Origin of the sequence: Streptomyces sp. HSW2009, from assembly GCF_040240285.1 — a bacterium.
In the GTDB taxonomy this organism is placed as follows: Bacteria; Actinomycetota; Actinomycetes; order Streptomycetales; family Streptomycetaceae; genus Streptomyces.
In genome coordinates, this window is the sequence record NZ_JBEHZD010000016.1 from 1 (window position 1) to 20,832 (window position 20,832).

The following is a 20,832-nucleotide window of genomic DNA, read 5'->3' on the forward strand; positions in this document are numbered from 1 at the left end:
GCCGCGCCACGCTACCGGGGTGGGCCGAGTGGCCGGGCGGCTCACCCGGCCGACCAGCTCACCCCAGGCGCCCCGGGCCCGCACCCTTGCGGGCCGTCCCCTCACCTACTTCACCCATCAACTTTCGGTGCTGCGCGTCGCGACGGACGGTGGATGTGGTGGGTGGGCGGGTGCGCTTAACGTTGTCGAGTGAATCGTGTGAAAAGCGTGGCGTATGGGACCTGGGTTCCCCAAGGGGACGCGGTGGGGTGGGGTGGGTGGGCCCGACGGCTGACGGAGCCCGCCCGGAAGCTGGCGGCGCGCGAGATGTGGCCGCCGCGCCGCATCGCGGGCGAGGTGCTGCTGAGCGCGGCCCTGGCGCTGGCTGCCGTGCTCGCCGAGGCCCTCTCCAGCAGCGGGACCCTCCGGATCGTCGGCGTGGCCCTGCTGGCCGCGCTGGCCGGGCCGCTGCGCCGGGTGCTGCCCGCGACGGTGCTGCTGTTCAGCGTCTCGGTCTCGACCGCGTTCCCCGGGCTCGGGCTGCTGGTACCCGTCGCCGCCTGGTCCGCGGGGCGGCGGATCGCCGGCATCGGCCGGGCGGCGGCCGTCTTCGCCGTCGCGTACCTGCTCGGCCTGGTTCTGTCGATCGTGGTCGAGCTCCCGCACTCGCCGACCGTCTGGGTCTTCCCGGCCCTGGCCCTGCTGGTGTTCGTGGTGGTGCCCGGGCTGGCCGGCCGCTACTCGGCGCAGCGCCGCACGCTCGTCGACACGCTCCGCGAGTACAACGCCCAGATGCTGCGCGAGCGCACCATGGTCGCCGAACAGGCCCGGATGCGGGAGCGGCAGCGCATCGCCCAGGACATGCACGACAGCCTGGGCCACCAGCTCGTCCTGATGTCGGTGCACAGCGGCGCACTGGAGGTGGACCGCGAGCTGACCGACCACCAGCGGGCGGCGGTACGCATCCTGCGCGAGGCATCGGTGGCCGCCATGCACGAGTTGCGCGAGGTGGTGGGCCTGCTGCGGGACGGCACCTGGTCCGCGGAGCCGGCTGCCGAGGGCGAGACGGCGACCCGCGGGGTGGCCGGCATCGACGGCCTGGTGGCGGCCTCCCGCGCGGCCGGTACCGAGGTGGAGCTGCGGCGCACCGGCTCGCCCTGTCCGCTGGCGTCGGCCGTGGACCACGCGGCGTACCGGGTGGCCCAGGAGGGCCTGACCAACGCCCACAAGCACGCTCCCGGCGCGGTGATCACGGTGGAGCTGCGCTACGAGCCCGACTCGCTCGTCGTGGAGGTCGCCAACGGTCCGGCGCCCGCCCCGACGGGCACCCCGCACAGCGTGGTGAGTGGTGGTCAGGGGCTCACCGGGCTGAGTGAGCGGACCCGGCTCATCGGCGGCATGCTGCACGCGAGCCCGACCGCCGCCGGCGGCTTCCGGCTGGCGGGCATGTTGCCGTACGCACCGGCCGACGGCACGGCCGCCCAGGCGCCCGCGGCATCCGCCCCGCCCGCAGCGCCCGTCCCGCCAGCGACGTTCGTCGACACGACCAGCGACCTCCGGCGGCAGTCCCCCGTGCCCCTCATCGGTCAGGGTGGCCCGGTCATGGACGGGTACGGCCTGCCGAAGGAGCTGGTGAAGGCGATGAGCAAGAGCAGACGGAGCAGTGGTGTGGCGATCGGCTGCGGCATCGCAGCGCTGGTCATCTTCTTGATGTTGGCGGGGCTCGGCATCGCCGCGTGGTTGATGATGGACGACATAGACAAGGCCATGATCGACCGTGCGGACTACGACGCGGTGCGGGTGGGGCAGTCCGAAGCCGAGGTCCGCGACCAGTTGCCGGACGGCAAGACCTTCCTCACCGACGACCTGGAGAAGGGCGCGCCGCCCGAGCCTGCCGGCGCCACCTGCCTGACCCTGTTGTCGAGCGAGCCGAGCACCTGGAGCAAGGACCCGGTGTTCCGCTTCTGCTTCAAGGACGGCGTTCTGGTCGAGAAGCGGTCCTTCATGGTCGAGACGTGAGGCGCGTACCGGTAAGGCCCGGTACGCGCCACTGCCCGCGGGTGGGTGTGACGTGCGGGTGTGCCCGGGGGCGTGCCGTGTGGGTGGGTGCCGACCCGGTGCGGTGATCAGTTCGGTGCGATGATCGGCAATGATGTGGGGCCGTAGGGTTGTTCCACTCCGAGGCAGTGCAGGAGAGTCGTGATCAAGGTCCTCGTCACCGACGACGAGCCCCTCATCCGGGCCGGCATCAGGATGATCCTCACCTCGGCCGATGACATCGAGGTGGTCGGGGAGGCGGGGAACGGCCGGGAGGCCGTCGAACTGGCCAGGGCCGGACGCGTGGACGTCGTCCTGCTCGACATCCAGATGCCGGTCATGGACGGCCTGACGGCGCTGGCCGAACTGCGCAAGGCCGTGCCGCAGACCAACGTCCTGATCCTCACCACCTTCGGTGAGCAGCAGAACGTGTTGCGGGCCCTGACCGAGGGCAGCGCCGGGTTCCTCCTCAAGGACTCGGCGCCCGGGGAGTTGATCGGCGCGGTGCGCGCCGCGGCGGCCGGGGACGCCTACCTGTCGCCGGGCGCCCCCCGGCACGTGGTGGACTCGCTGGCCACCGGCCGCCACACCAGCCGCGTCGACGAGGCCCGACGCCGGCTGGCCGCCCTCCCCCCCCGCGAGCAGGAGGTGCTGGCCCTGCTCGGCGAGGGGCTGTCCAACGCGGACGCGGGAGCGCGCCTGCACATGAGCGAGGCCACGGTGAAGACGTACGTGAGCCGCATCCTGGCCAAGCTGGGTTGCGAGAACCGCGTCCAGGCAGCGCTGTTGGCCCGCGACGCGGGCCTTGGCGTGTGACCCCGCGCGGCGTCGCGCCCCACCGCCCAACCAACCGGCTGGCTGGCTGATTGGTTGGTTGGCGCGCCGCCTTCGGTAGCACGGTGGGGTCCCACCCAGCCGTCCCACCCAGTGGTCCAACCCTGAGCAGCTCCGTGCGGTCCCCCCTTGGCGGCATCACGCGGTCCCACCCTGAAGTCCCACCCTGGGCAGGCACCCAGCGCGGTCCCACGCTGGGCAGCGCCCCGTAAGGTCCCACCCTGAGCAGCACCCTGAGGTCCCGCCCTGGGCCAAGCCCGCAAGGTCCCACCCCGGGCAACGAGGCACCCCGCTACGGAATGCGGGCGAGCCCCGCGTACCCCGGCACGTGCTCGTGCTGTTCGGTGGTGGCGTCCGGGCGCCACTTCGGCCAACTGACCAGGCCGGGTTCGAGCAGGTCGAGGCCGTCGAAGAAGCCGGCGATCCGCTGCCGGTCGCGGAGTACGAAGGGGATCGCGCCGCTGGCGTTGTAGGCGTCCTGGGCTGCCACCGCCACCGGATCGCCGGGGGCGGCGTGGCTGAGGGCCAGATAGCTGCCGGGCGCGAGCCCGGCGACCAGGGCGCGGACGACCGCCCTGGCCTCGGCGTCGTCGGCGACGTGGCCGAGCACGTCGGAGAGGACGAGCGCGACCGGCCGGCCCAGGTCCAGGGTGTGGGCGGCGGCCTCAAGCACGGTTCCGGTGTCCCGCAGATCGGCCTCGACGTAGCTGGTCGCACCCTCGGGTGCGCTGCTGAGCAGGGCGTTCACATGCATCAGGACCATCGGGTCGTGGTCCACGTACACGATCCGCGCCTCGGGGGCGACGGCCTGCGCCGCCTCGTGGGTGTTGTACGCGGTGGGCAGCCCGGCCCCGACGTCCAGGAACTGCCGCACCCCCAACGGGCCGGCCAGATGGCGCACACTGCGGATCAGGAACCCGCGGCCGGACCTGGCATAGGCCCGGACGTGGGGGATGGCAGCCGCGAAGGCGGCGGCCGCCCGGCGGTCGACGGCGTAGTGGTTCTTCCCGCCCAACAGGCAGTCCCAGACGCGGGCCGAGTGCGGCACCGTGGCGTCCACTCCGGTCGGCGCGGCGGTCGCACCGCCGGGGGTCGGATCGTCGCCGGCCGCGGTGTGGTGATTGCCGGCCGCGGTGTGGTCGTCGCCGGCCGGGGTGGGATCGTCGGCACCCGGGGTGTGGTCGTCGCCGGTCGGGCCCGCGGCGGGCGGCACCAGCCGGCTGGGGCCGGTCGTCCGGGGCGACCCGTCCCGTCCCGCCGTACGGTCTGTCTCGGCCGGCAGGCGGGGCGCGGCCGGCGGATGGGGCGGCGCGGCCTGTCCGCGCGGGTCCACGGTCGTCATGGGGTGGCTGCCTCTCCTGGGTGGGTGGGGAGCGGAGTGGTGGGGTGGGGTGCCGCCGCGCAGGCCGCGTCCAGGGCCTCACGCAGGGCTTCGACGACGTCCGGTACGTCGGTGATCTCCTCGGTGCCGCCGGGTGACCGCCACACCGCGTGGTCGTCGATCTCGGGTGCCGGAATGCGCAGCAGCCGCAGCGGCGGGGTCTCACTCAGCGGGTGGGGCGGCGCGCCCAGCGGCATGACCTGGAGGGTGCAGCCCTCGCGCGCGGCGGCCTCGGCGAGCGCCCGTCGCTGCTCGGCCATCACCTGCGCACCGCCGACGGTGGTGTGCAGGGCGGCTTCGCCGAGCAGCACCCACAGCCTGGCACCGCGTTCGTGCAAACGTTGCTGACGTTCCCTCAGCAGGGTGACGACCTCGTCCGTCGATGCCGGCCGCGAGCCGTCCGGGGTGCCGGCGCGGGCCCGCAGGGCATGCAGGGCCGCCGCGTACCGCGGGGTGCGCAGCAGGTCGGGGACGAGGGTGGGATGCCAGAGGCGGATCAGTGCGGCGGCCGACTCCATGCCGATCCAGCGCTGTTGGCCGGGTGTGAGGGCCGCCCGGTGCCGGTGCCACCAGCCGCGGCGGCTGGCGGCGACGGCCGCGGCCAGCGTCCGGTCGACCTCGCGCGGGGGCACCCCGTACCGCCGCAACAGCATCTCGATCTGGCCGACGTCCAGCGCGGTCTCGGCGGATTCGATGCGGCGCACGGTCATGGTGTGTTTGCCCAGTACGGTGGCGGCTTCGGCCAGCGAGACGCCGGCGACCTCCCGCAGCAGGCGCAACCGGGCGGCGAGTACGCGGTGTTCCACCGTCGGACCCGACCGCGGCCTGCTCACGGCGCCCCTCTTCGCATGCCCAACTCGCCCCCGTCGCACGGCGACCGAACGGCTGCCGAGCAACGCGAATCGTACTGTGTGAATTGCACACGGTGTGATTCACACGCATTGTGGTGCCCATGACTGACGAGACGTTCACCCCGCAGTCACCCCACGAGCGGCGGCGGCGCCGTTCCGACGGCTGTGCGCGCTGGGTGCCCGCCGTCCCCGAGGGGGCGGCCAGCGCCCGGGGCCACGCCCGGAACGCCCTGCGCCACTGGGGCATGGACGAGTACCAGAGGGAGCGCGCGGCCCTGCTGATCGGCGAGTTGGTCGAGAACGCGATCCACCACGGCGCCCGGCACCGGGGCAGACCCCTGCGCATGGTGTGGTGCCACATCCAGCGCACCCGCGACACGGTGCGGCTGAGCGTGTGGGGGCTGCCGGGTACGAGCGTGCCCCGGCCCCGGTGCGCGCCGGAGGGCACCGGGGGTTCGCTGGGAACGCTGCGCGAGACGGGGTGCGGCCTGCTGCTCGTGGCGGCCATGTCCCGGGCCTGCGGCACCCATATCGACCGCGCCAACCGCCAGGTGTGGGCCGAGTTGTAACCTGCCCAGCGCGAGAGGACCGCCCATGCTGCCCGACCCCGGACTGGACATGCCCGCCACCGAGATCGAACGCGCCGTACGCGATCTGCACGATGCCCTGGCCCGGCTGGAGGCCCTGGGTCAAGCGCCCTACCCGGTGGGCGACCCCACCGGCTGCGGCCCCTCCCCCGCCATCGCCGGCTGGGGGCAGCTAGGCATCCTGCTGCCTGCCGAGGCACTCATCTGGTCGCCGCCGAGCAGCGCGGCCCACGATCCGGGGCGGTGGCTGCGCTGGCCGCACGTCTGGTCCCCGCCGCAACAGCCGTGACCGCGCCACCCGCACCACGCGCGCGCCGTTCCCCGGGCCCACCGGGCGCGGCATACACGGCGCACAGACCTGCGCCCGGCCCAACCCACCGGCCGCGCGGCACGGTTGGCCCACCCCATCACCCTCGCCCCCGCCGCTGGTCAGGACCGGTTCAGCCACCCCGTCGCACCCTGCGCGGACCGCGGTGTGGATCATGGTGGGGCCGCGCCGCGGCGTCAGCTCGTACGCCCCTGGAGTCCCGCATGCACCACAGCACCGCCGCAGCCGATCGACACGCCGATCGACTTGCCGCCCGGCTGGCGGCCCGGCGGACCGCGGCCGGTGCGCTGGCCGCACTCAGCGACCAACGGCTGCGGGCGCTGCTCGCCGCGGCCCCGGTGCCCGACTCGGGCATCGGGGGCAGGACGGCGGTGGTGGAGGTCGCCGGAACTCCGGTGTTCGTCAAGCGGATTCCGCTCACGGAGCGGGAACTACGGCCCGAGCACGCGCACTCCACGGCCAACCTGTTCCGGCTGCCGCCGTGGTACCAGTACGGGATCGGCTCGGCCGGCTTCGGCGCCTGGCGCGAGTTGGCGGTGCACACCCTGACCACCCAGTGGGTGCTGGGCGGCGCCCATCCGGGCTTCCCGTTGACCTACCACTGGCGGGTGCTGCCCGACTCCCCGCCCGACGGCTTCGTCGACGAGTTCGGCGGCGTCGACGGGGCCGTGGCGCACTGGGACGGCTCCCCCGCGGTCCGCGACCGGCTGGAGGCCATCGGCGCCTCACGCACCAGCCTGGTGCTGTTCCTGGAACACCTGCCGCACACCCTCGCCGACTGGCTAGCCGCCCGCCGGGACGCCGCGGCGCCGGGCGGCTCGCCCCACCCGTGGGTGGCGGACGCGCTGGTGCGCGGCGCCTCGTTCCTGCGCTCCCGGGGGCTGGTCCACTTCGACGCCCACTTCCGCAACGTGCTCACCGACGGCGAGTTGCTGTACTTCGCCGACTTCGGCCTGGCCCTCAGCTCCTCCTTCGAACTCGCCGCGGACGAGACCGCCTTCCTCACCGACCACCTCGGGTACGACCACTACGACACACTCAGCCACCTGCTGCGCTACCACGTACTGGCCGAACCGCCGCTCGGATGGGACTACCCGGCGTTCCTCCGGGCCTGGCCCACGGAGCGGCTGCGGGCCGGGCTCGCACCGGCGGACGCCGCCCTGGTCGACCGGTTCGCACCGGCCGCGCTGCTGATGTACGACTTCCAGCGCGACCTGCTCACCGTCAGCAAGCGGACGCCGTTCCCGGCCGCACGCCTGCGCGAACGGGCGCCGCTGCCGTGACGCCCCCAGCCGACACCGCCCCGTACGGCGGCCATTGCCGCACACCCGTACCCAAGTGGCCGACCCCTGCGGCACGCTGCACTCGTCTCCGCGTACGCCGCAGGCACCGCACGCAGCACGACCACGAGGCCGACGAGAAGGGGAAGGGCCCGGGTGCGGGCTCCACCGGCACCCCCACGACCAGCACGACACCGGAAGGCAGACGGACATGACGGGCAACAACACCGAGCGCATCGACCTCAGCAGGGCGCATTCGGCGCGGGTGTACGACTTCATCCTCGGCGGCAAGGACAACTACGAGGCCGACCGGGCGGCGGCTGCCGCGGCGCTCGAAGCCTGGCCCGGGCTGCGGACCAGCATGCACATCAACCGTGCGGTCATGCACCGGATGGCCCACTGGCTGGCGACCGAGGCCGGCATCGACCAGTTCCTCGACATCGGTACGGGCATTCCCACCGCGCCCAACCTGCACCAGGTGGTGCAGGGTGTGACACCGTCGGCGCGGGTCGTGTACGTGGACAACGACCCGATCGTGCTGGCCCACGCCCGCGCCCTGCTGACCGGCACCCCGGCGGGCCGCACCGCGTACATCGAGGCCGACATGCGCGAACCCGACAAGATACTGGCCGCGCCCGACCTGCACGAGACGCTGGACCTGCGCCGCCCGGTGGCGCTCACCGTCATCGCGGTGCTCCAGTTCGTGGCGGACGCCAGCGGCCTCATCCAGCAGTTGATGGAGCCGCTGGCCCCCGGCAGCCAGCTCGCCATCACGCTGGCCACCGCGGACCTGGCCCCCGAGTCCATCGAACTCGCGGCCACCTACACCCGTCGCGGCATCCCGATGTACCTGCGCTCGCACGCCGAAGTGACGGAGCTGTTCAACGGGTTGGACCTGCTGGACCCCGGCGTCGTCCCCATGCACCACTGGCGCCCCAACCCGGGCGAGCCGGTCGCCGACGCCAACACCGTCAACATGTACGCGGGAGTGGCGAGCAAGCCGTAACACCGGCCACTCCGCCCCACCCAACAGCTACCCGAAGCACCCTGCGCATCCGCCGCGCGCCGTCAGACCTTCGCACCGCGCGCCGTCCGGTGAGCACGGCGCGCCAGTCCGCGGAGGCAGGGCCGGGGGCAGCGACGGACGGGCCATGGAGGCAATCGGCTGCCGTCGGATGCCCGACCGGACGCGGGGCGGCGCGGAGGCGTCGGTTCGCGAGTGGGCGTCCCAACCGCCTTGCTACGTAAGGGAGTTGGAGTGGTCGACCGCTTCCGGTCGGGCGTGTGTGGCGCTGTCCGCGCGCACAGGCGTCGGGGCAATCCGGCGGCCGGGGCGGGCCACGCACGCATCCGGGGCGACCGGCACGTGCGTGCCGCTTCTGGGCATCATGACGCCATGATGCCCAAGTGCACGCTCTTCGACTTCTCCGGCACCCTCTTCCGCATCGAACCCGCCGACCAGTGGCTGCGGGCCGCGGCGGACGCGGTCGGCCAGTCGCTCGCGCCGGCGGAGTTCGCCCGCTGTCTCACGGAGTTACAGGAGGTGGGGGCCCAGCCGGGTGGCACGCTCCCGCGGGAGGTCCCCGCCCACCTGGCCGACGGGTGGCGGACCCGCGACCTCAGCGGCGCCCGGCACCGTGCCGCGTACCTCGCCCAGTCCCGACAGGTGAGCCTGCCCCACGAGGACCTGCACGAGGCGCTGTACGCACGACACAGGGAGCCGGCCGCCTGGGCACCGTATCCGGACGCCGCCGAGGTGTTGACCGCGCTGCGCGAACACGGCGTACGGATCGGGGTGGTGAGCAACATCGGATGGGATCTGCGGCCGGTCTTCCGCGCCCACGGGCTCGACACCTATGTCGATGCGTACCTGCTCTCCTTCGAGCACGGCATCCAGAAGCCGGACCCGGCGCTGTTCCAATTGGCCTGTGCGACGCTCGGTTGCTGTGCGCCGGAGACGGTGATGGTCGGCGACAACCGGCGGGCCGATGGTGGGGCGGCGGCGCTCGGCTGTCGGGTGCACTTCGTCGACCCGCTGCCGGTGGCCGAGCGCCCCGACAGTCTGCGCCCGCTGCTCGACCTGCTCGGCTGAGCCACCCACCCGCGGCCGGGCCCGCCCGACACACCCTCTCCCCCCACCGGCAACCCGGCCGCACCCGACCTCCCACGCCGACACACCCGCCACACCCACCACCCGCATCCGGCGATCCCAACCCGACTGCATCCGGACTCCACGCCGACACACCCGCACCCGCACCCGCACCCGCATGTCCGCACCTCCAAAGGGCCAGGGCGGGTCCGGGGCAAGGGCCGGGACGCGGGCCGTCTACGGTGCCGCGTCGCGCCGGGACTCGTGGGCGAGGATGCTGGCCTGCCAGCGGGCGATGACCTCCTCCCGCCCGGTCCCGGCCTGGCCGGCCTCGCTGATCAGGGCCTCGGCCGCCATCGCGGCCAGCCTGACGACGACGTGACGCAGGTCGTGGGCGTCCATCGGTTCCAGGAGGGCACCCGCGCCGTCGCTGTCGTTGGCGAGCGCGCAGGCGATCATGGCCATCGTCGTGCGATCCCATTCGTATGCATTCACGGGCTCAGCCTTCCCCTGCACGGGCGGCCGAGAACGCTTACCCACAGGTAGACATGTGGCCCACGCGCTCTGAGAAGCCCGTGTGACGTGCGCGTACGTACGTGGTTCGGGAAGCGTCGTGGGCCCCGAAGACCCGTGCGCCCGGTGCGTACCATCAGCCTGGCCGCTGCCGCAGTCGCGCCCCGCGCACGGCCGGCCACCAGGTCAATGTCGCCCTGGGTGCACCAGCGGTCACACGCGTCACGGCCCGTACTAGCGGCGGGGGGGGGGGGGGGGGGGCCCCCCCCCCCCCCCCCCCCCCCCCCCCCCCCCCCGCGGCGCGCCGCCGGCCCGGGGGGGGCCCCCCCCCCCCACACCAACACGACCACCATAATATCTACTCCCACCCCCCCCCCCCGGCCCGGCGGGGGCGGGGGGGGAGGCGCTGCGCCCGTTCAGCGCGGCGGACGGCGGCACTGAGGACGGCGGCGCGGGCGCCGGCGGCCCGGTGGAGAACCCGTACACCCTGCACCAGGAGCTCCAGCAGACGATGAACGACCTGGTCGGCATCATCCGCCGGCACGAGGAGATGGCCGAGGCGCTGAACCGGCTGGCCGGGCTGCGGGAGCGGGCCGCGCGGGCCGGCGTCGAGGGGCACCGGCAGTTCAACCCGGGCTGGCACCTCGCCATCGACCTGCGGAACATGCTGCTGGTCAGCGAGTGCATCGCACGGGCGGCGCTGGAGCGCACCGAGAGCCGCGGCGGCCACACCCGCGACGACCATCCGGCGATGGACCGGGCCTGGCGCCCGGTGAACCTGGTCTGCCGGCTGGCGGCGGACGGGCGTGCGGTGGGTACGGCTGCGGCGGGTACGGCTGCGGCGGGAGACGGCGTGGCGGACGGGGCCGGGGTTGCGACTGACGGGGCCGCGGGGACCGGCGCAGCCGGGGCGGAAAGCGCGGCCGGCGGGACCGGGGCGGCGGCCGGGCAGATCCGGCTGGAGCGCCGGGCGACGCCGCCGATCAGGCCGGACCTCCTGCACCTCTTCGAGAAGGAGGAACTGGTGAAGTACCTGACGGACGAGGAGCTGAGCCGGTGAGCTACCAGGCGCACTTCAAGGTGTGGCGGGGCGACGCGGACGGCGGGGGCCTGCGGGACTTCACCGTCGAGGTCAACGAGGGCGAGGTGGTCCTCGACATCATCCACAGGCTCCAGGCGACCCAGGCCCCCGACCTCGCGGTCCGCTGGAACTGCAAGGCCGGCAAGTGCGGCTCGTGCAGCGCCGAGATCAACGGCCGGCCGCGGCTGCTGTGCATGACGCGGATGTCGGTCTTCGAGCCGACCGAGACCATCACGGTGACCCCGATGCGGACCTTCCCGATCATCCGCGACCTGGTCACCGACGTGTCCTTCAACTACACCAAGGCCCGCGAGATCCCCGCGTTCGTCCCGCCGGCCGACCTCGAACCCGGCGCGTACCGGATGGCGCAGCAGGACGTGGAGCGCTCGCAGGAGTTCCGCAAGTGCATCGAGTGCTTCCTGTGCCAGAACACCTGCCACGTGGTGCGTGACTTCGACGAGAACAAGGCGGCGTTCGCCGGGCCGCGCTTCCTGATGCGCATCGCCGAACTCGACATGCATCCGCTGGACGCGGCCGACGACACCGGCATCGACCGCAAGCGCACCGCCCAGGAGGAACACGGCCTCGGCTACTGCAACATCACCAAGTGCTGCACCGAGGTCTGCCCCGAGGGCATCCGCATCACCGACAACGCCCTGATCCCGCTGAAGGAGCGGGCCGTGGACCGCAAGTACGACCCGTTGGTGTGGCTGGGCAACAAGATCAGGCGCCGGGGCGAGTAGCCGCCCCGCCCACCGGCCGCCGGGCCCCCGGTCCGGCGGTCCGCCCCTGACCACCGGGCCGGCCGCCCCTGGCCGTCGGCCGCCCGGGGGGGGGGGGGCCCCCCCCCCCCCCCCCCGCCGGCCCGCCGCCGGGGCGGGGGCGGGGGCGCGCGCCCCCCCCCCCCCCCCCCCCCCCCCCGCCGCGTCAGAACACGCTGAGCGCCGCGTCAGAACAGGCTGAGCAGGGCCTCGCCCGCGTCCACCGCGACCGCGTCGCCGCTCGGCAGGGCCAGTTCGAACCAGACGGTCTTGCCGCGCGGCGTGCGGCGGCTGCCCCACGCGGCGCTGAGCAGGCCGACCAGTTGCAGGCCGCGCCCGCCCTCGTCGGTGTCGCGGGCGCGACGGCGGCGCGGCTGCACCAGGCCGCCGTCCCACACCTCGCACACCAGGCTGCGGTCGAGCAGCAGCCGCACCCGGATCTCGCCGCCCTGCTTGGCCGGCGGCACGCCCATCTCGCCGTACCGCAGCGCATTGGTCACCAACTCGCTGACCAGCAGCTCCGCCGTGTCCACCAGCGGCTCAAGGCCCCATTCGCGCAGTTGCTGGCAGGCCAGTTCGCGGGCCCGGCCCACCGAGCGCGGCTCGCGCGGCAGCCGCCAGTCGCCGACCGAACCGGCCGGCAGCCCCTGCACCCTGGCCATCAGCAGCGCCGTGTCGTCCTCGCCGTGGTGGGTGTCGAGCGCGTTGAGTACGTGGTCGCAGTAGCCCTCAAGCGGGCTGATGTCGTCGGCGGTGACGGGCGGGTCGGTCAGTGCGCTGCGCAGCGCCTCGCTGCCCACGTCGAGCGAGTGGTCGCGCGACTCGACGAGCCCGTCGGTGTAGAGCGCGAGCAGCGCCCCGTCCGGCAGTTCGAACTCCATCTCCTCGAACGGCTCGCCGCCCACCCCGAGCGGCATCCCGGGCGGCAGCTCCACCAGCCGCGGCTGTTCGCCCTGCGGGACCAGCACCGGCGGCAGGTGGCCGGCGTTGGCGATGGTGCAGCGCCGGGTGACCGGGTCGTAGACCGCGTAGACGCAGGTGGCCAGGTATATCTCGGACAGGTCGGAGTCGCCGGCGGCGCCCCGGGTGCCGGCGGCGCGGCCGCCCCCGGGGGGGGCCCCCCCGCCGCCGCGGGCGGCCCCCCCCCCGGGGCCCGGGGCCCCCCCCCGCCCCCCCCCCCCCCCCCCCGGCCCGGGGGGGGCCCCCCCCCCCCCCGGGGGCCCCCCCCGGGCCCCGCCGCCCCCCCCCGCGCCGGGCCCCGGGGCACCCACTCGGCCCGACCCCACCCACCTGGGCCGGGTGGGGCCCCCACCCCGCCGACGGACCACGGTCCTGGAGCTGCCCACCGGGCGCCCCGCCGAGCCGCCGATGAACCACCAAGACCCCGCCGGAACAGCCAGCTCACCGCCGCCCGGGCCGACGCCCCGCCGGCCGCCGGCCCGGCGCGCCCCCCTCGCCGCAAGCCACAACCAACGGTCCGCGCTGGCCCTGCCGCGCGGGTTGGGTTGAGCTGGGTTGAGTTGGAGTGGGGCGAGTTCAGGTGCTCTTGGGTGAGGCGATTTCGGGTGGCGTGGGTTGTGCCGGGCCAGGGTGACGGGCTGGGCGCTCGTCCCGCCCCCTCGCCGGGGCGCCTCCGCGTCCGACCCGTACGGACGCCACGGTGGTCGACGCTCAGACCTGCCGCGCCCGTACGGCGAGCAGGGCCGCCCCCACGGTCGGCACGAGCAGCAGGCCGAAGGCGGCGGCGTAGCCGGTCGTATCTGACGCGCCCAGCGCCAGTGCCGCGTTCAGCAGGGCGGCGGCGAGGCCGAGGACGCTGATCTGGCCCAGGTTCTGGTTGGTCTGCATGGCGCTGCTGGCGTAACCCTGGCGCCCCGCGGGGCTGTGGGCCAGCGAGAGCACCGTCAGCGAGGGTGCGTACAGGCCCATGCCGACGGCCGCGAGCGGCATGGCAGCGGCGGCGGTGTACGCGGGCACCTCGGGCAGCGTGCCGACGACGGCGACGCCCACCGCGCCCAGTTGGACGCAGGCACCGGCCACCACCAGCCGGTGGCGCGCGGTGCCGCGGAGCAGGTTGCCCTGCACCCAGGAGGCGGCGGCCCAGGCCACGGCTGCGCCGGTGAAGGCCAGCCCGATCACCAGGGGCGGGGCGTCCCTGTCGGTCACCAACAGCAGCGGAACCAGGGCCTCCAGCGTGAAGAAGACTCCGGACCCCAGGCCGCACAGCAGCACCGGGGCCGGCAGGCCGCGCGCCGCGCGCCAGGTGCCGGGCGGCAGCAGCCGCGGCGCGCACAGCACCAGTGCGACCAACCCGCCCGCGGTGAACAGCAGATGGCGCAGGTCCCAACCGGAGACGCCGTACTGGCCGAGCGCCGCGCCCACGCTCACCCCGATCGCGGTCAGCAGCGCCGGGCGCGGCTGGTCCGGGTCGGCCTTGGGGGTTGGCTCGGTGATCGCCGGCGTTGGTTCCTCGGCGGGCCCCAGGGTTGGCTTGGCTGCGGTCACCGGGGTTGGCATCACGGCAGTCGCCTGGTTTGACTCCACGGCGGCAGTCGCTGGAGCCTTCGTGGTCGTCGGAGCCGTCGCAGTCTCGGTCGTTGGCTCCGCCGCGGTCGCCGGAGGCGCACCGGTCGCCGCGGTCGCCGGGATCGTCGCCGGCGATACCTCCGCGACCGGCGCGTGGTGCGGGAGGCGGCGCAGGGCGAAGAGCACGGCCACGGTGGGGAGCAGGGTGAGGCCGGCGAGCCCGTAGAACACCGCGCGCCAGGAACACCAGTCGACCACCAGGCCGGCCAGCGGCGGCCCGACCAGGGAGGGCACCACCCAACAGGCGCTCATCAGGGCCAGTGCCCGGGGCCGCAGGTGCTCGGGGTACGCCTGGCCGATGGCGGTGTTGATCGCCACCGCGACCATGCCGCCGGCCACGCCGTCCAGGAAGCGGCCGGCCGCCAGTTGCCAGATGCTGGTGCTGGCCGCCGACACCACCAGGGTGAGAACGGCGAGCACCATGCCCGCGGCCAGCGGCAGCCGCGCCCCGTGCCGGTCCGCCCAGTGCCCGCCGAGCACCCCGCCGAGCAGGCTCGCGGCCACGAACGACCCGGCCACCAGCGGGAAGAGGGACACCCCGTCCAGGGCTCGGGCGGCGGTCGGCAGGGTGGGTACGACGGCCAGCGCCGCCAGTCCGGTCAGGAACATGACAGCAGCGAAGCTGGCGGTGGCCGCCGCGTAGGTGCGCGAGAACAGCCCGTCGGCGGGGGCCTCGGCGGGCGCCGCGGCACCGCCCGTCACCGCGGCCTCCTGGCGGGGGCGCCGACCGGGGCGGGGACACGGCGCGGCCCGCCGCGCACCCACCCACCGGCGGGTCGACTCGCCCTCCCCCGGGCCGGGGCGTGGGCGCCTCGTCGGAGGTTCCGCATGACAGGGGCATAGGCATGGGTCACAGCCGGCGACCCTAGTCAGCCGGGGCGCTCGGCGTCGATCGATTTGTGGGCGGAAGCGCGTCGGGCGGCACGACGGCCGTGCCACGGACGGCAGTTCACCATCGGTGGTACGGGCCGGGCGCCGGCGCTCCAAGGCTCCCGCGAAACGGCCCGGCCGGCCCCGTACACCATCCGTCGGACGCGGGTCGCCACTCGCGCGACCACCCGCCGAACCACCCGCTTCCGGCGCCGACCGCTGCCGTGCACACCGCGCCAACACCCCACTTCCGTCCCTGCCCCCGTCGTCGTTTGCCGAGGCCAACGGCCGTACGCGGGCGAGTTTTTTGTTCCGTGTGCCCGTCGCGGCTTGCTGAACAATCCACGCCTCGATGAGCTGATCCCCGCCGGTCGACACCGCCGTCGACGGGGGTGGTCGGCCCTGGTCGGCCGGTGGTCCGGGGAGTCGGTTTCGGCTCCCCGGCCAAGTGGAGGAACGCGTTCGATGTGTGCGGCGCCCGCGCCGCCGAAAGGGGAAGAGCAAGGATGCGGATGAAGCGGAAGATGGGGAGTCCGCGGGTGCTGCGCCGGATGCTGGCAGCGGCATCGGTCGCGGCGCTCGCCGCGACCGTTCCGGTTACCGGCAGCGCGGCAGCGCCCAGCACCGCGCTGGCAGGTGCGGAACGCTGCGCACCGGCCCCCGCGATCACGCCGGGCACGGCAGCCGTCCCCGGTGTCGGCTCGCCGCGGACCGCGGACGCCACGGACTGCCGCGGTGGCACATCCGCCACCGCCGCAGCGCGCAACGGCTGGGGCGCGCCGCTCCCCCAGTGGTCGGACGAGTTCGACTACGGCTCCACGCAGAAGCCGGCCGTGCCCAAGCAGGACCGCTGGAAGCTGGCCGGCGGCGGGGTGGACAAGTGCTGGCCCGGCCACGCGAAGAACGGCAAGCGCTGCGACAAGAACACCCGGGTCTTCGGCGGCGTGCTGCGCCAGACCGGCGAGGAGAACGGCGACAGCGGGTGGCTCGCCTCGCGGTACGGGCAGCGCTACGGCCGCTGGGAGGCCCGCGTGCGCTCCCAGGGGATCGGTGAGAACAACGACCGGCAGTACCACCCGCTGCTGATCCTGTGGCCCGACTCGGAGGAGCACCCCGAGGACGGCGAGTACGACTTCCTGGAGAACGGCGCGCCGGGTGAGGAGTGCGCCGAGGCGTTCATCCACTACCCGCACGACCCGGACGTACCGGTGCAGCAGAAGTTCGCGCAGAAGTGCGGCGTGGACCTGTCGCAGTGGCACAACATCGCGGTCGAGTGGACCCCCGACCACGTCCGCGGCTTCGTCGACGGCGTCCAGTGGTACAGCTTCTCCGGCGGCGCCAACGACATCCGCAAGTGCATCCAGTGCGCGCCCTCCATGCACCAGACGATCCAGCTCGACAACTTCTACGGCTCCGACCTCCAGCGCGCGGTCTACGAGGTGGACTGGGCCAGGGTGTACCCGTACAAGACCAAGCGCGGACAGACCGTCAAGTAAGGGCACGGGCCGGGCCGTGGGGCACGCCCGGTCCCCGCTCCCCCGCCTGCGCCCCGCGCTTCCGCCGCGTGACGCCGGCCCGGCGGGCCCCGGTCTTGGGGCCCGCCTTCACCGGCAGGGCGGCTGGTACGGCACCTGTTCGACGTGCCGGCGCCACTCGGCCCGGGTGAGGGTGCCGCGGGTGGCGGCGCAGGTGCGGGCGACGGCCTGGTCGACCGGGAGCAGCCACACCCGGGTGCGGGCGTCGTAGCTGCCGGTGGCCAGGGCGGTCCCGTCGGGGTGGTAGGCGAGTGAGGTCACCACGTCGTAGTGGCCCCGGACCGGGTCGCCCAGCGGGCGGGCGGCGGCCGGGTCGCGGGTGTCCCACAGCCGAACCGTGTCATCGCCCGAGCCACTGGCCAACTGCTGGCCGTCCGGCCGGAAGGCCAGCGCCCGTACCGGGTCCCGGTGGCCGGTGAGCGGGGGCCCGTACGGCGTGGGGCGGGCCGGGTCGGTGACGTTCCACAGCCGGATCTTGCGGTCGACGCCGCCGGTGGCCACGGTCCGGCCGTCGGGGCTGAAGGCGACGGCCGTCACGAAGCCGTCGAAGTCGACGCGCAGTTCGGCGAGGCGGTGCCCCCTGGTGGGCCGGGAGACGTCCCACAGCCAGGCGGTGTTGTCCTCGGCGCCGCTGGCCACGGTCCGGCCGTCGGGGCTGAAGGCCAGCGCGACGACCTTGTTGGTGTGGCCGGTCAGCGGCCGGCCCAGGGCGCGCGGTCGGTCCGGGTCGGAGAGGTCCCACAGCCGGATGGCCTCGTCCTCGCCGGCACTGGCGAGCGTGCGGCCGTCGGGGCTGAAGGCGACGGCCGCCACATCGGCACCGTGCTCGACGGGTGGCCCGGTCACCGGCCGCACCCGGTTCGGGCCGACCACCCGCCACAGCCGTACGGCGCCCCCCTCCCCGGCGGCGGCCAGCAGCCGGCCGTCGGGGCTGAAGGTGAGGGCGGCCACCGGGTCCCGGCCCGCGAGGGTGGGCAGCCGGCGCGGGCGGGCCGGATTCGAGGTGTCCCACAGCCGGACGGCGCCCCCGTTGCCCGCACTGGCCAGCAGGCGTCCCTCGGGGTGGAAGGCGACCGCGTTGACCGGTTCGGTGTGTCCGGTGAGCAGGGTGTCGGGGCGCCGCCACAGCCGTACGGCCTGGTCCCGGCCGGCGCTGGCCAGGGTGCGCCCGTCGGAGCTGAAGGCAACGGCCCACACGCCGTCCGTGTGGTCGGTCAGCGGCTCCCCGAGCGACTTGGGGTAGTCCGGGTTCTTCACGTACCACAGCCGCACCGTGTCATCGAGGCCGGCGCTGGCCAGCGTCTCGCCGTCAGGGCTGAAGGCGACGGCCCAGATCGCGTCCTCGTGGCCGGTCAGCGGCTCGCCCCTGCGGCGGGGGCGCTGCGGGTCGGTCACGTCCCACAGGCGGACCGTACGGTCGTAGCCGGCGCTGGCCAGGGTGTGTCCGTCCGGGCTGAAGGCCAGGGACCACACCGGCTCCTGGTGGCCTTCGAGCGGGCGGCCCCGCAGCGTCGGGCGGGCGGGGTCGGTGACGTTCCACAGCCGGATGCGCTGGTCGAAGCCGGTGGTGGCCAGCGTCTTGCCGTCGGGGCTGAAGGCCACCGCGCGCACCCCGTCGGCCGTGTCGGCCACCAGCGGGCGGCCCAGCGGACGGGCCGCGGCGGGCCGGGAGACGTCCCAGCGCCGGACGGTCTCGTCGTCGCTGCCGCTGGCCAGGACCTTGCCGTCGGGCGAGAAGGCCAGCGAGATCACGCCGTCCTGGTGGCCGGTGAGCACCGGGCCGACCGGGGTGATGCGGGCCGGATCGGACACGTCCCACAGGCGCACCGTGTTGTCGTGCCCGCCGCTGGCCAGCAGCCGCCCGTCGGGGCTGAAGGCCAGCGAGCGCGGGCCCCGTTCGCCGTGTGTGACCGTCGGCCGGCCCAGCGCCCGAGCGTGCCCGGGGTCGGCGGTGTCCCACAGCCGGATCGTCCGGTCCTCGCTCGCGCTGGCCAGCAGGCGCCCGTCGGGCCGGTAGGCGAGCGCCCGGACGAAGTCGGTGTGGCCGAACAGCGGGGCGGACAGCGGGCCGTGCGCGTCGCCGAGGAGTCGGGTGTACAGCTCGGCGCTCGGGCGCCTGCGGTAGGCGGTGACGTCGAGTTGGGCGGCGAGCGAGGTCTGCGTGCCGCGTACCGCGTCGGCCTCGGCGGTGAGCTGGTGGAAGACGGCGGTGTCCCGCTCCGAGCGTGCGGTGCCGCGCTGTTGGACGGCGATCACGGCGGCCCCGGTGGCCAGCAGCGCGAGGACGGCGAGACCGGCGATGACCGACCGGCTGCGGCGCAGGGCGCGCCGCCGGTAGCGCACCGAGGTGGCGAGGAAGGTCCGCTCAAGCGAGGTCAGTTCGCGCTGGGTGCCGGCGGGGAACGCCTCGGTCGCTGCGGCGAGCCGGCTGCCGCGGTACAGGCTGCCCGGCTCCTGGTCCAGGTCCTGCCAGGCGCGGGCGGCCTCGGTCAGCCGCCGGTGCAGCCGCATCCGCTCGCGTTCGGCCTCCACCCAGCGGCGCAGCCGGGGCCAGGCGGTGATGAGGGCCTCGTGGGCCAGTTCGACGGTGTCGCCGGCGATGACGAGCAGCCGCGCGGCGGCCAGTCGCTCCAGGACGGCTTCGGCGTCCTGGTGTGCGTCGAAGTCGAGTTCGGTGCGGTCGATGGGGCGCCGGGTGGCGGCGGTGCCGCGGCCCGGGGCGACCATCCGGAGCAGGATCTGCCGGGCCAGCGCGGCCTGCGCCGAGGTGAACGCCGCGTACGCGCCCTCCGCGGTACGGGCGATGGCGCCGTGCAGCCCGCCGGCGAGTTCGTAGGCGCTCTCGTTGAGCGCGGCGCCCTTGCGGTGCCGCCAGGTCTCCAGCAGGGCGTGCGACATGAGCGGCAGCCCGCCGGGCTCGCCCTGCACCTCGCGCAGGATGCGGTCGGTCAGGGAGCGCTGGACGACCAGGCCGCGGCTGCGGGCGGGCTTGGTGATCGCCTCCCGCAGCTCGGCGTCGCTCATCGGGCCGACCAGCGCGGTGGCGTCCTGCATCGCCGCGGTCAGCTCCGGGTGCGCGGTGCACTGGTCGAGGAAGTCCGCCCGTACGGTGATCACCACACGCAGCCGGTGCTGCGGGGCGCGGGCGGTCAGCAACTTGTCGAGGAACGCGGCCCGTTCGGCCGGGTCCTCGCACAGCGTGTACAGCTCCTCGAACTGGTCGACCAGAATCCAGGTGTCACCCTCGTCCGCGGCGGGCTCCAGGTGCTGGGCGTGGGTGGCCAGCGGATGGGCACCCGGGGTGAGGATGCGGACCGCGGCCACCGGCGCCCCGAAGCCCTCGCCGGCACGCAGCCTGGGCACCAGGCCCGCGCGCAGCAGCGAGGACTTCCCGCTGCCCGACGGGCCGAAGACGGCGATGAAGCGGTGTTCGGCGGCGAGTTCCGCCAGCCGCTGGGTGAGCGTGTCGCGGCCGAAGAACACCGCGGCGTCGGACACTTCGAAGCGTGCCAACCCGCGGTACGGGGCGTCGTCCTCGGCGCCCTCAGGCGTCCGCCGCGCCTCGCGGGTCGCCGTCTCGGCGGCGTGCCCGCGCGCTTCCCACTCGACCGGGTCGGCCTTGCAGGCGCGCACGTAGGCGAGGGTGACCGGCAGCGAGGGCAGCCGCTCGCCGGCCGCCGCCTGCGAGAGGGTCGTCACCGCGTACCCCGCGCGCTGGGCCATGGCGCGGTAGGTGGGGTTCCCGGCGCCGCTGCGCAGCGTCCGCAGCGCCACGGCGAACGCCTCGACGGGCCCGTCGTGAGGATTTAACGGCCGTTGACTGCGTCCCACACTCGCCCCACTCGTCCCAACGGGCCACCCCTGACGCGTTGTCCGGGCCGCCGTCCCCAATGAACGGGGCTTACGGTAAGCACCGCAGCTGCGCTGTGCAACTGGGTGCTCACGCTACGGTCGTTGAGGGTCTCCGTGGCCGGTGCCGCTCCCGTGCCGCGGCGCCGCGCCCCGTGCCCCGCCGGCCCCCGGCCCCTCGCAACCCGCCCCGCCAGCACGGTCTTCAGCCCGGGGCTTCGAGCGTCGTCTCGTCCGTGTCCGCTCGCGCCGGTGGGTGGAGTTCCCGGCG

At 74.6% G+C, this 20,832-nt stretch carries 15 protein-coding genes and 3 pseudogenes; 11 read left to right on the top strand and 7 right to left on the bottom strand.

All coding sequences use genetic code 11. From position 1 onward, the window contains the following. The 3 genes from AAHZ94_RS02430 to AAHZ94_RS02440 form a co-directional block, all read left to right on the top strand. The coding region (locus AAHZ94_RS02430; protein ID WP_349990155.1) for a hypothetical protein at nucleotides 1–193 on the top strand (193 nt) is incomplete at its 5' end. 113 nt (nucleotides 194–306) lie between these two features. Continuing rightward, entirely contained in the window at nucleotides 307–1,998 is a 1,692-nt protein-coding gene (locus tag AAHZ94_RS02435) for a sensor histidine kinase (RefSeq protein ID WP_502964564.1), read from the top strand. 180 nt (nucleotides 1,999–2,178) lie between these two features. Further along, the gene (locus AAHZ94_RS02440; RefSeq protein ID WP_349990157.1) at nucleotides 2,179–2,832 is read left to right on the top strand and encodes a response regulator transcription factor; all 654 of its coding nucleotides are present in this window, start codon (nucleotides 2,179–2,181) and stop codon (nucleotides 2,830–2,832) included. Nucleotides 2,833–3,142: 310 nt separating this feature from the next. Here the strand turns inward: AAHZ94_RS02440 and AAHZ94_RS02445 are convergent. Together AAHZ94_RS02445 and AAHZ94_RS02450 are read right to left on the bottom strand one after the other, a co-directional pair. Beyond that, nucleotides 3,143–3,943 (bottom strand): annotated as a pseudogene (locus AAHZ94_RS02445) (SAM-dependent methyltransferase); the annotation flags it as partial. Between the two features lie 245 nt (nucleotides 3,944–4,188). Continuing rightward, complete coding sequence (locus AAHZ94_RS02450) at nucleotides 4,189–5,064, bottom strand: helix-turn-helix domain-containing protein (RefSeq protein ID WP_349990158.1); 876 nt, start codon at nucleotides 5,062–5,064, stop codon at nucleotides 4,189–4,191. A gap of 119 nt (nucleotides 5,065–5,183) precedes the next feature. On the opposite strand from AAHZ94_RS02450, the gene AAHZ94_RS02455 reads away from it, so the two are divergent. From AAHZ94_RS02455 to AAHZ94_RS02475, 5 genes are all read left to right on the top strand, one after another. Next, the gene (locus AAHZ94_RS02455; protein WP_349990159.1) at nucleotides 5,184–5,651 is read left to right on the top strand and encodes an ATP-binding protein; all 468 of its coding nucleotides are present in this window, start codon (nucleotides 5,184–5,186) and stop codon (nucleotides 5,649–5,651) included. 25 nt (nucleotides 5,652–5,676) lie between these two features. After that, nucleotides 5,677–5,958 (top strand): hypothetical protein, encoded by a 282-nt coding sequence (locus AAHZ94_RS02460; protein ID WP_349990160.1) that lies wholly within the window; start codon nucleotides 5,677–5,679, stop codon nucleotides 5,956–5,958. A 242-nt stretch (nucleotides 5,959–6,200) separates the two neighbouring features. Next, the gene (locus AAHZ94_RS02465) at nucleotides 6,201–7,280 is read left to right on the top strand and encodes a protein kinase family protein (RefSeq protein WP_349990161.1); all 1,080 of its coding nucleotides are present in this window, start codon (nucleotides 6,201–6,203) and stop codon (nucleotides 7,278–7,280) included. Nucleotides 7,281–7,488: 208 nt separating this feature from the next. Further along, entirely contained in the window at nucleotides 7,489–8,283 is a 795-nt protein-coding gene (locus AAHZ94_RS02470) for an SAM-dependent methyltransferase (protein WP_349990162.1), read from the top strand. A gap of 390 nt (nucleotides 8,284–8,673) precedes the next feature. Beyond that, the gene (locus tag AAHZ94_RS02475) at nucleotides 8,674–9,369 is read left to right on the top strand and encodes an HAD family hydrolase (protein WP_349990163.1); all 696 of its coding nucleotides are present in this window, start codon (nucleotides 8,674–8,676) and stop codon (nucleotides 9,367–9,369) included. Between the two features lie 234 nt (nucleotides 9,370–9,603). Here the strand turns inward: AAHZ94_RS02475 and AAHZ94_RS02480 are convergent, their stop codons facing one another. Both AAHZ94_RS02480 and AAHZ94_RS02485 read right to left on the bottom strand, forming a co-directional pair. Then, complete coding sequence (locus tag AAHZ94_RS02480; RefSeq protein ID WP_349990164.1) at nucleotides 9,604–9,861, bottom strand: hypothetical protein; 258 nt, start codon at nucleotides 9,859–9,861, stop codon at nucleotides 9,604–9,606. A 252-nt stretch (nucleotides 9,862–10,113) separates the two neighbouring features. Next, the gene (locus AAHZ94_RS02485; protein ID WP_349990165.1) at nucleotides 10,114–10,365 is read right to left on the bottom strand and encodes a hypothetical protein; all 252 of its coding nucleotides are present in this window, start codon (nucleotides 10,363–10,365) and stop codon (nucleotides 10,114–10,116) included. Between AAHZ94_RS02485 and AAHZ94_RS02490 the strand changes: the two are divergent. Then, a pseudogene (locus AAHZ94_RS02490) lies at nucleotides 10,271–10,939 on the top strand (hypothetical protein); the annotation flags it as partial. The gene AAHZ94_RS02485 and the pseudogene AAHZ94_RS02490 sit on opposite strands and share 95 nt — an antisense overlap. Next, entirely contained in the window at nucleotides 10,936–11,703 is a 768-nt protein-coding gene (locus tag AAHZ94_RS02495) for a succinate dehydrogenase/fumarate reductase iron-sulfur subunit (protein ID WP_349990166.1), read from the top strand. The pseudogene AAHZ94_RS02490 and the gene AAHZ94_RS02495, both read left to right, overlap by 4 nt. Before the next feature lie 206 nt (nucleotides 11,704–11,909). On the opposite strand, the pseudogene AAHZ94_RS02500 reads toward AAHZ94_RS02495, so the two are convergent. Both AAHZ94_RS02500 and AAHZ94_RS02505 read right to left on the bottom strand, forming a co-directional pair. Next, nucleotides 11,910–12,848: pseudogene (locus tag AAHZ94_RS02500) on the bottom strand (SpoIIE family protein phosphatase); the annotation flags it as partial. A gap of 544 nt (nucleotides 12,849–13,392) precedes the next feature. Then, nucleotides 13,393–14,916 (bottom strand): MFS transporter, encoded by a 1,524-nt coding sequence (locus tag AAHZ94_RS02505; protein ID WP_349990181.1) that lies wholly within the window; start codon nucleotides 14,914–14,916, stop codon nucleotides 13,393–13,395. Nucleotides 14,917–15,689: 773 nt separating this feature from the next. On the opposite strand from AAHZ94_RS02505, the gene AAHZ94_RS02510 reads away from it, so the two are divergent. Continuing rightward, a complete protein-coding gene (locus AAHZ94_RS02510) occupies nucleotides 15,690–16,673 on the top strand; it encodes a glycoside hydrolase family 16 protein (protein ID WP_349990167.1) in 984 nt (327 codons plus the stop codon). A gap of 108 nt (nucleotides 16,674–16,781) precedes the next feature. Here the strand turns inward: AAHZ94_RS02510 and AAHZ94_RS02515 are convergent, their stop codons facing one another. Beyond that, on the bottom strand, nucleotides 16,782–20,543 hold the full coding sequence (locus tag AAHZ94_RS02515; protein WP_349990168.1) for an nSTAND1 domain-containing NTPase: 3,762 nt from the start codon (nucleotides 20,541–20,543) through the stop codon (nucleotides 16,782–16,784). Between the last annotated feature and the right edge of the window lie 289 nt (nucleotides 20,544–20,832).